Here is an 8735-nt window from a genome sequence, read left to right as displayed (position 1 = left end):
TGTTGCCGGGGAGCTTGGACAGTGGGTTCTGATCGCGCGCCGCGGCGAGATTTTTCTGTTCGACGAGTTGCAGCAGCGAGGTGGCCGAGATGAATCCCAGATAGCGGTCATCCTGCGTGACGATCAGGCCGGCCGGATTGAGCGTGGCTGAAAATGCCTCCAGCAGCCGCTCGGCGGAAGCATGGATGTCGACCGCCGGACAGGGTCGGGCAAAATCGCGCAGCGAACGGCTGAAGGCCGGGTTGGCGATGAGTTCGCGTCCGTAGTTGGAGTAGATGTACTCCTTGATGTCGACCTCGTGGATCAGACCCAGCGGGCGTTCGGCGTCATCCAGCACGGGGATGACCTGGTGGACTTTGGTCAGACGAAACGCCTCGAACATGGTCTTGACGCTGGCGCTGACCGAGAGCGGCGGGATGCGTTCCAGACCGTTCTGGATCAGGGCCAGGTCGCCGTGCGACTCGCGGCGGTCGCGCTGGTTGATCGCGATGACCTGTTCGTAGCTGGGTCGCAGCGCGTCGATGTCCAGTTGCGGGTCGGCAATCAGATACCCCTGAACCAGATCGCAACCGGCATCCTTGCACGCGAGAAATTCCGGTTCGGTCTCGACGCCCTCGGCGATCACGCTGATGCCCATGACATGCGCGAGCTGGACCATATTGGCGACGAACAGGCATTTGCGGTGATCGTCGGCAATGCCGCCGATGAAAAAGCGGTCGATTTTGAGCAGATCGGGCGGATGCTCGTAGAGCAGACGCAGGCCCGCGTAGCCGCTGCCGAAGTCGTCGATGGCGAGATGAAAACGGTGGCGACGATAGGCTTCGATCATCAGGGCGACCTGTGGCGAGGCGGTCAGGTCAGCGCTCTCGGAAAGTTCCAGACAGAGGGCATCGGGACTCAGACCATGCCGACGCAGCAACTCGCTGGTGATCTCCGGGCGATCCAGATCCAGCAGCCGCGGGTCGAGATTGAAAAAGAGACGGGAACGTCCGGCGTTCGGCAGTTGCGCGAAGCGCGTGATCGCCAGGTCGCGCAACAGGGTGTCCAGGTCACGGGCGAAGCCACAATCCCAGGCATAGGCGAGGAGGCCGAACACATTCTTGAAGCCGAGCGTGGTCACTCCTCGGAGGAGCGCCTCGTAACCATAGACGCTTCCGGTATGAATATTGACGATGGGTTGCAGTGCGTAGGCGAGTGTCTCCCGTGCGTGCGCGAGGAAGGTGTTCCTCGCTTTTTTCTTCGTCGCCAAGGTTGCGTTTCCCATGCGTGAATGAAGACTTCCTGCTCGGTCGGAGAGGCGTGCGTCCGGTTCGCCGCGATTCCAGACGCATTCCCTGCGTCGACGCGGTTGTCCGTCATGAATGCGCTCGCATCCATGGGTCAGCCTCAATGGATTCGAAAGTAGGCGACTCGCTCCCGGAGTGCGTCGGACAGGGCGTTCAGGTGCGCGCTCTGGTCAAATCCAGTCTCGGCGGCATCGGCATGTTCCTGTGCCAGCAGGCTGATCTGGTTGATGGAGCGCGCGATTTCCTCGGCCATCCGGCTCTGTTCCTCGGCGGCGCTGGCGATCTGGTGCGTCATGTCGGTCAGAATGCTGACCGATTCGGAGAAGGCGTCCAGATTCTGCACCGCCTGACCATAATGATCCACGCTTTCCCTGGCTCGATCGCGGTTGGCGTGGATGACGCCGACGGCCTCGTTCGAGCTTTTTTGCAGCGCGCCGATCATGGTTTCGATCTCTTGAATCGAGTGGTGGGTGCGGGTGGCCAGTTGGCGGACTTCGTCGGCGACGACGGCGAAACCGCGGCCATGTTCGCCGGCCCGCGCCGCCTCGATGGAGGCGTTCAGGGCCAGCAGATTGGTCTGGCTGGCGATGTTGCGGATGACGTCCAGAACGTTGCCGACGGACTGGCTGCGGTCCGCCAGACCGAGCACCACGCTCGCGGCCTGATCGATCTCGACCGCCAGCACGCCGATGAGATCGCTGGTCCGTTCGAGGATCTCGCGGCTGCATTCGATCCGCTGACGCGCCTCGGTCGTCGCCCCAACGGCGCGTGTGGTGTGCGTGGCGACCTCCTGCGCGGAGTTGGCCATCTGGGTGACGGCGAGATCCACATGCCCGGTCTCGGCCTTCTGACGATCGAACTGAATCTTGCTGGTGGCGGCGACCCGCGCCATGTTGCCAGCCGATTGGTGGAGATCCCCGCTGGCGGAGTGCAGATGACCGACGATGTCGCGAATGCGTTCGACCATGGTTTGCAGGGCGCGCATCAAGCGACCGACTTCGTCCCGGCGATGCGTCTCGAACGAGACGCTGAGATCGCCATCGGCCAGCCGGGAGACCGTGGCGACCGCCTGATCGAGCGGCCCCAGCGCGTGGCGCATGTACCAGAACAGCCCGAGGGCGGCCAACACCAGGATCAGGGCCACGCTGGCGTAGGCGATCCACTCGAAGCGGCGCTGCGCGGCATGGATGGCGCTCTCGTCGGCAATGCTGACCAGCTGGGCGAGCGGTTGTCCGTCAACGCCCGGAATTGGCAGGGTCGCGACGGAATAGGTCGCTTCGCCGAGGGTTTTCGTGTCCAGGACGCGGGCGCCCAGGGGCGGCAGCGCGAGACCGAGTTGCTCGAACAGCTCCGGGCGCGTCCCGGCGAACAGCCGACCGTCGGCCCCGGCCAGGTAAATTTCAGAGCCGTCGATCGACTTGAATCGCTCCAGCGTTTCGGTCAGCGGCTTCTGGAAGACTGCGGCGCCGATCGGCTGGTGGCGCAGGGACAGGGTGAAGGCCAGCAGGGCCACGGGTTCGCCGCGGGCGTTACGGCCGATCCCGCGCAGCGGTTGTTCGCTGCCGAACTGGACCCGCAGCAGCGCGGCGACGTCTTGCGGCACCCGGTTTGCATCCTCGCAGCAGAGCGGATGTTGCGCGGCGTCGAACAGATAGAGTTGATCGAAATAGCCTTGATCGCCAATCAGATTGATGAGCGAGTCGACCGCCTGCCGCAATCCGGCGGTGTCGCCTTGCTTCAACGCCTGCCGGAGCGCGAAATCCGCCTCGAAGTTCGCGATCCCGGTTTCCATGCGTTCGTAAAGTCGTTCGGTGACCTGACTCCAGAGCAGGTTCTTGCTGGCGGTGACCTCGTGCGCCAGACGTTCATGCAGACGTGTCTGACCGAAGTGGGCCACGACGATGAGTGTGCTGGCGACCAGGAGCGTGACGGAAATGGCGACCAGCGTGACGCTCTTGCGGATGCTCATAAGCGGCTTTTGCCCGTGAAATGTCTCTTCGGAGATGTAAAGAGTCTTAACAACTGAAAGAGTAGAGCAAAGAAGGGTTACCGCTTCATGAACGCAGCCGGGTTTTGCAGCAGGCGTTCTCAAGATCCAGCGCGTGCAGGAGCCGCTGACACAATTCCTCGGGCGTGCGCGCGATCAGCTCTTCCGGGATCCCGGCCTTGTCGGTGAGATGCTGGTGATTTTCGAAGCCGTAGGACACCATGAAGGGGTGCATTCCGGAGCCGATCGCGGCGCGGTAATCCTTGCGCTCGTCACCGCAGGCATAGGTTCGGGCGGGATTGATGCGGAACTGCTCGCGGGCGAGTCTGAATTGCGCGGTTTTCTCCTGGGACAACGGGACATGGACGAGAAAATCCAGTGCGTTCGTCTCGATGCCGTGGCGCCCGAACAGACAACGTAGCGTTTCCTCGGGGCGGTCGGTAATGTTGCGGGTGACGACGCCCACCTTGATCTGGGGTGCCGCGATGAGACGCTGCATCAAGGCGGCGATGCCGGGAAACAGCCGGGCCTCCTCCCGATAGACCTCGGTCAGCGTGGCGATCAGCGCGCCGCGTTTGCGCTTGCCGATCTGTCGGCTCAGGTTTTTGGGGAATACCTTGACGCCGCCCAGATATTTGAAGAGATGCCGGCGTTTTTGAAAGGTTTCCAGATCTCCAAGATCCATCCCGAGTCGGGTGAAGGTCTCCGCGATGGCGTCGAAGGCGTCGATGGTGGTGCCATCGGCGTCCAGAATGATCAGTTGTTCGTGGCTATACATCGATCGAGACGGCGTTGGGGCGGTCAGGGTAAGGCGCGAATGGCATCGAGCGTCGCCTCGTAACGGGTTTTCCACTGTTCGGGCCGGGGGGATTCCTTGGCGCCCTGACAGCCGCCGGCCTCGCGCAGGACGGTTGCAAAGTCCTGTTCGAGTCGTTCCTCGGCGCGCCGATAACTGCGTTCGGGGAAGAGGTCGTCCTTGACCGTCAGGACGGTGATACGCAGCTTGCTGACCAGCAGTTTATTGAGATTTTCCGTTTGGCGCCCGGAGACATCGCCCCGGCAGCGGGCGTGGTAGAGATCCACGACGGACGCGGCCTCGACCGCCGCGACCAGACTCTGTCGGGTCGTCTCATCGTAAAGGTCCGCCGCGCGCGCCGAAGCGCCGCCGCAGACCCCGAGGACCAGGCCGGCTAGCAGGGCGGACCGGAGTGGCCAGTCGCCGGTCTTCGAGAACGGACGCGGCGGTTTGTGCGGGTCGGGATGCCCCGGCAGTCGATGAGTTTCCGAGATGCGTTTCACGATGACGCTCAACTTTGTCCGTACACTGGAATGGCCGCGCCCGTGATGGCGCGGGATGCATCCGAGGCGAGGAAAAGGATCGCCTCGGCGAGCGCGTCGAGCGAGACCCAGGCGGAAAAGTCCTGATCGGGCATGGCTGCGCGGTTCTGGGGCGTGTCGAGCGTGCCGGGCAGGAGACAGTTCACGTTGATTCCCTGATGCTTGAGTTCATCGGCCAGGCTTTCGGTCAGAGCGATGACCGCCGCCTTGGAGGCGCAGTACGGGGCCATGTGTCCGCTGCCCCTGGTGGCGGCGCGGGCGGAGATGTTGATGATCCGCCCGCCGCCGGCGTCCAGGAGCCGGGGAACGGTGGCACGGGCGCAATTGAACACCGTCCGGGCGTTCAGGTCCATCATGAAATCCCAATCCGCGTCGCTGGTTTCATGGACGGGCGGCCCCATGGTGAAACCGCCGGCGAGGTTGACGACCACCTGCAACTGCCCGAACCGCGCGATCACCCGGTCGACCATCGCCGAAACCGCCGCGGGTTGCAAGAGATCCGCGGCGAAGATGTCCGATTCGGGATCGGGTCCGAGTGCCTGTCGCGCGTCGGCGAGAGTTTGCGGATCCCGGCCGACCAGCGCCAGTCTGGCACCCTGAGCGGCGAAGGCGCGGGCGGTCGCGCGTCCGAGGTTGCCCGTGGCGCCCGTGATGAGTACGGTCTTGCCCTTGAAATGCTGCACGGCGTGGTCTCCTGAAGCGAAGGTTATCGATTGGCGAATGCCGACTGATCGTCGAAAGGTGGGGTTCTGGACAATGAGGAACAACGTTCGGGCGATTTGCGGGCGGCATCGGCATCCCGCACCATGCGGCCCGCGTCCCGAGCCTGTATGATTCGGCCCGTGAGCAATCGATTCGGATGTATCCGCCGCCTGTCATGGGCCTCCGACTGGATCCGGGGCGGCGTTGCCCGTGCGCGGCAGATTCCTGGGCGCGGTTTCCTGTTGGGCGGGTCGCAGACATGATCGAAATCCTTTTTTTGCTGTTGCCGGTCGCGGCGGCCTCGGGCTGGTGGTTGTCGCGGCGCGATCTGCGCGCCAAGTGCGACGAGGTAGGGGCGACCCATCCGGATTTTCTGCGCGGACTGAATTATCTGCTGGAGGAACAGCCCGACAAGGCGATCGATCTGTTCCTAAAGCTCGCCGAGGTGAATGGCGAGACGGTGGAAACGCATCTGGCGCTGGGCAGTCTGTTTCGTCGTCGCGGCGAGGTGGATCGCGCCATTCGCATTCATCAAAACCTGGTCGCGCGCAACAATCTCAGCGCCGAGCGGCGCGGTTACGCACTGTTCGAACTGGGCCAGGATTACATGTGCGCGGGGCTGCTGGATCGGGCCGAGGTCCTGTTTCAGGAACTGGTCGAACTCGATTTGCACCGCAAGCGGGCACTCCATGCCCTGCGGGATATCTATCAGCGCGAGCGCGATTGGGTCAAATGCCTGGAGGTCGCGGAGCGGCTCAATCCAATGACCGAGCAACCCATGGCCGTCGAGATCGCTCACTATCATTGCGAACTCGCCGAAGACGCACGGCGCAAGCAGGACCCCGAGACCGCGCGGCGGCAGTTGCTGCTGGCCCAGAAGGTCGATCCCAACGGCGTGCGCGCGGCGATGCTGGAGGGACACGCGGCGCTGGAAGATGGCGATCCGCAACGGGCGGTGACCCTGTTTCTGCGCGTGGCCGATCGGGGGTCCGCGTATGTTGCCGAGATTCTGCCCTCGCTCATCGACGCCCTGCGGCGATCAGGCAGGGATGAGGTTCCCGAACTGCTCGGGGATCTGGCCCGCCGCCATCCGAGTTCGCCTCTGATCCTGAGTCTCGCCGAGGTCTTGGAGCAGGCGCGCGGCGCTGAGACGGCCCTCGATCTTTTGACCGAGTATCTCTCTCGCCATGCGGATCTGGCGGTGCTCGAACGTCTGCTCGACCGCTTGGTCGAGGGGGCGGAGCGCGATGAAAAGAGTCGGCACCGCCTGCGGGTTGCGCTCGACGTCACGCGACACCTGCTGGCTCGTCACCCCGTTTATCAATGCGAGCAGTGCGGTTTCCAGGCGCGCTCGCTGCATTGGCAGTGCCCCAGCTGCAAGAGTTGGGGGACGGTCTTGCCCGTGCAGCCTGAATCCATTCTCCGGTGATCGGTCGTCCGATCGCCCACACGGGCGATCCACATTCCGCAATCCTTGAGATTGGGCCCAACTATCCGGTTATTTTTAACGTTATCAATTGATCGTTCAGGAGCAAGAGCAATGGCGAAAATTCGTAAAGCGGTCTTCCCGGTGGCCGGACTTGGGACACGGTTTCTGCCGGCTACCAAGGCGAGCCCGAAGGAAATGATGCCGGTTGTCGACAAGCCTTTGATCCAATACGCCGCCGAAGAGGCCGAGGCGGCGGGCGTGGATCAATTAGTCTTCATTACCGGGCGGAGCAAACGCTCCATCGAGGACCATTTCGACAAGGCTTACGAGCTGGAAGTGGAACTCGAAAGCGCGGGCAAGCAGGATCTGCTGCGCATCGTGCGCAGCGTGCTGCCGGCCATGGCCACCTGCATCTATGTTCGCCAGGCCGAGGCATTGGGTCTGGGGCATGCAGTGCTGTGCGCCAAGCCGGTGATCGGCGACGAAGCCTTCGCGGTGCTTCTTGCCGACGACCTCATCCATAGCCCCGGCAAGGGCGTCGTCGAGCAGATGGCGGATGTCCATGCGCGCTATGGCTGTAGCGTGCTCAGCGTCCAGGAAGTGCCGCGCGAGGAGACCCACAAATACGGAATCGTGAAAGTCGAGAAAGGGCGCAACGGCGAGTTGCGGGTGGTCTCCATCGTCGAAAAACCGGCACCGGCGGACGCCCCCTCGAATCTGGCGGTGGTCGGGCGCTATCTGCTCACGCCCAGGATTTTCGACAAACTCGAAAACACCCGCGAGGGCGCCGGCGGCGAGATCCAACTGACCGACGGCATCTCCGACCTGCTCCAGGACGAGCACGTCATCGCCCATCCCTTCGAGGGCAAGCGCTATGACTGCGGGAGCAAGCTGGGATATCTCCAGGCGACGGTGGAATATGGGCTGGCGCATCCCGAGCTTGGCGAGCGGTTTGCGGCCTATCTGCGGGCGTTCGAGCAGTAGAGTTAAAGGCAATCGGCGCCGACAGCGGAACCTGGCGCGGCAGCGCTAAAGCAGTCGGCGCGCCGGCTCGAATCGCTAGGTCCGGCATCATTTGTGCCTAACGGAGCATGTGCCCCGTCCGGAACATTTTGGCGCCGGGCGGTACACTTGATGCCACGCCACTTTGTCGGTTGCACACATCATGACTCAGCCGCGTCGCAAACTGCCCATCGGGATCCAGACCTTCGCCGAGATCATCGGGGAGGGTCATTACTACGTCGACAAGACCGGCTTGGCCCATCGCCTGATCGAGCAGGGAAAATATTACTTTCTTTCGCGGCCGCGTCGCTTTGGCAAGAGCCTCTTTCTCGACACCCTGAAGGAACTGTTCGAGGGCAACGAACCGCTGTTTCGCGAGCTGGACATTCATCCGCGCTGGGATTGGACAGTGCGCTTGCCGGTGATTGCCATCAGCTTCGGCGGCGAGGTGCTCCAGACGCGCGAGGAACTGGACCGACGGATTTTGGAGATCCTGCGCGTCAATCAGGAGCGGCTGGGTCTTGTCTGCCCGGAGACTCTTGACGTGTCCGGCTGTTTTGGCGAGTTGATTCGCCAGGCGCATCAGGTCCACGGTCAACGAGCCGTGATCCTGATCGACGAATACGACAAGCCGATTCTGGACAACATCACCGATGCCGAGACCGCGCTGGCCCTGCGCGAGGGGCTGAAAAACCTCTATTCGGTCATCAAGGATCAGGACGCCCATCTGCGTTTCGTCTTCCTGACCGGCGTCTCCAAGTTCAGCAAGGTCAGCCTTTTTTCCGGACTCAACAACCTGGAAGACGTCACCCTCGATCCAGTCTATTCCGCCCTCTGCGGCTACACCGACGCGGATGTCGACCGTGTCTTTGCCCCCGAACTCGACGGCCTCGACCGCGCCGAGATTCGCCGCTGGTACAACGGCTACAACTGGCTGGGCGAGGCGGTCTACAACCCCTTCGACCTGCTGCTGCTGTTTCGCAACCGCCGT

At 62.9% G+C, this 8735-nt stretch carries 8 protein-coding genes; 3 read left to right on the top strand and 5 right to left on the bottom strand.

Annotated elements, in window-relative coordinates:
* From QZY07_RS26300 to QZY07_RS26280, 5 genes are all read right to left on the bottom strand, one after another.
* Positions 1–1249: EAL domain-containing protein (locus tag QZY07_RS26300; protein WP_295409221.1), on the bottom strand; the 1249-nt coding region annotated here is incomplete at its 3' end.
* Positions 1250–1386: 137 nt separating this feature from the next.
* Entirely contained in the window at positions 1387–3255 is a 1869-nt protein-coding gene (locus QZY07_RS26295; protein WP_295409219.1) for a methyl-accepting chemotaxis protein, read from the bottom strand.
* A gap of 85 nt (positions 3256–3340) precedes the next feature.
* Complete coding sequence (locus QZY07_RS26290) at positions 3341–4051, bottom strand: HAD family hydrolase (RefSeq protein ID WP_295409217.1); 711 nt, start codon at positions 4049–4051, stop codon at positions 3341–3343.
* A gap of 23 nt (positions 4052–4074) precedes the next feature.
* Positions 4075–4572, bottom strand: coding sequence for a hypothetical protein (locus QZY07_RS26285; protein ID WP_295409215.1), 498 nt, complete (start codon positions 4570–4572; stop codon positions 4075–4077).
* Positions 4573–4580: 8 nt separating this feature from the next.
* On the bottom strand, positions 4581–5294 hold the full coding sequence (locus tag QZY07_RS26280; RefSeq protein WP_295409213.1) for an SDR family NAD(P)-dependent oxidoreductase: 714 nt from the start codon (positions 5292–5294) through the stop codon (positions 4581–4583).
* Positions 5295–5572: 278 nt separating this feature from the next.
* On the opposite strand from QZY07_RS26280, the gene lapB reads away from it, so the two are divergent.
* From lapB to QZY07_RS26265, 3 genes are all read left to right on the top strand, one after another.
* Positions 5573–6742, top strand: coding sequence for a lipopolysaccharide assembly protein LapB (gene lapB, locus QZY07_RS26275; protein ID WP_295409212.1), 1170 nt, complete (start codon positions 5573–5575; stop codon positions 6740–6742).
* 111 nt (positions 6743–6853) lie between these two features.
* Entirely contained in the window at positions 6854–7726 is an 873-nt protein-coding gene (gene galU / locus QZY07_RS26270) for a UTP--glucose-1-phosphate uridylyltransferase GalU (protein ID WP_295409210.1), read from the top strand.
* Positions 7727–7907: 181 nt separating this feature from the next.
* Positions 7908–8735, top strand: an 828-nt coding sequence (locus QZY07_RS26265) for an AAA family ATPase (protein ID WP_295409209.1), incomplete at its 3' end; no start/stop codon positions are given.

Origin of the sequence: uncultured Thiocystis sp., assembly GCF_903866365.1 — a bacterium.
Classification (GTDB): Bacteria; Pseudomonadota; Gammaproteobacteria; order Chromatiales; family Chromatiaceae; genus Chromatium.
Note: the sequence above shows the minus strand (reverse complement) of the source record. Positions and strands in the feature narration are given on the sequence as shown.

Excerpts from the sequence above, each read along its gene's own strand:
- QZY07_RS26295 (WP_295409219.1), bottom strand. The coding sequence starts at position 3,255 with ATGAGCATCCGCAAGAGCGTCACGCTGGTCGCCATTTCCGTCACGCTC.
- QZY07_RS26290 (WP_295409217.1), bottom strand. The coding sequence starts at position 4,051 with ATGTATAGCCACGAACAACTGATCATTCTGGACGCCGATGGCACCACC.
- lapB (WP_295409212.1), top strand. The coding sequence starts at position 5,573 with ATGATCGAAATCCTTTTTTTGCTGTTGCCGGTCGCGGCGGCCTCGGGC.
- galU (WP_295409210.1), top strand. The coding sequence starts at position 6,854 with ATGGCGAAAATTCGTAAAGCGGTCTTCCCGGTGGCCGGACTTGGGACA.